Annotated in this window: 1 protein-coding gene; it reads left to right on the forward strand. The window is 46.5% G+C overall.

The genetic code is table 11. From position 1 onward, the window contains the following. Positions 1-67: 67 nt before the first annotated feature. Positions 68-1,039, forward strand: coding sequence for an IS5 family transposase (locus DFP77_RS19425; RefSeq protein WP_067038543.1), 972 nt, complete (start codon positions 68-70; stop codon positions 1,037-1,039). The last annotated feature ends 135 nt before the right edge of the window (positions 1,040-1,174 follow it).

Below are 1,174 nucleotides of genomic sequence, written 5' to 3' on the forward strand. Positions count from 1 at the left end.
GGAAACTGCGATTAAGTCCCCAATATGAGACAATGCCGATCTGACCATTACCTCAAGACCGAATGACATGAATCAGCTTTCCTTCGCCGATACCGAATTTACCAGCAAACGCCGCAAGACTCGCAAAGAGCTCTTCCTTGGTCGGATGAATGAGCTGATTCCATGGCTACAGCTCGAAGCTCAGATTGAGCCGTTTTACCCAAAAGCTGGCAATGGTCGGCGTCCATACCCTCTCGCTACCATGCTGCGCATTCACTTTATGCAGAACTGGTACAACATGAGTGATCCAGCGATGGAAGATGCCCTTTACGAGATCACCTCTATGCGGCTGTTTGCTGGCCTATCATTAGAAGGTGCGATCCCAGACCACACGACCATCATGAATTTCCGTCACCTGCTTGAGAAGCATAAGCTGGGTCGTAAACTCTTCAAAGAAGTAAACAAATGGCTGTCTGATTCTGGCACCTACTTTAAAGAAGGGACAATCGTTGATGCGACGATTATTGAGGCAGCAAGTTCCACCAAAAATAAATCTAATGCACGCGATCCCGAAATGCACCAAACGCAAAAGGGAAAACAATGGTTCTTTGGCATGAAAGCTCACATCGGTGTTGATGCAAAGCGTGGGTTAGTTCACAGCTTCACCACGACGCCTGCCAATGATCACGATTTAAACCAGTTGACGGAACTTCTTCATGGCAATGAGTCATTTGTATCGGCGGACTCTGGCTACCGTGGCGTAGAAAAGCGCACAGAAACAAAAGATAAGAATGTCGATTGGTTAGTAGCTGAGATGCCCAGCAAGATACGTGCTTGGAAAAAGCACCCCCGCCTCAACAAGCAGCTGATCCGAACGGAATACTTAAAGGCGAGTATCCGAGCGAAAGTCGAGCACCCGTTTAGAATACTGAAATGCCAGTTTGGGTTCCGCAAAGTCGTCTACAAAGGCCTGTCTAAAAATGACAACAAACTCGCCGTGCTGTTTGCACTTGGAAATTTGTTACGAGTAGATCAGATGATACGTTCTGCACGGGGTTAATCCGTCCAAATAACGGTTGTAAGGTGCTTGAAGTACCTTACAAGTGGGTTAAGTGGTGATTAAATGTCGCTTCTGAGGAAATACTGTCACAAGCTGAAAGTCAGCTAAAAATTGTCTTACTTGTTCGTATGTTCC

The sequence above is a fragment of the Marinomonas foliarum genome (assembly GCF_003337275.1).
GTDB lineage: Bacteria > Pseudomonadota > Gammaproteobacteria > Pseudomonadales > Marinomonadaceae > Marinomonas > Marinomonas foliarum.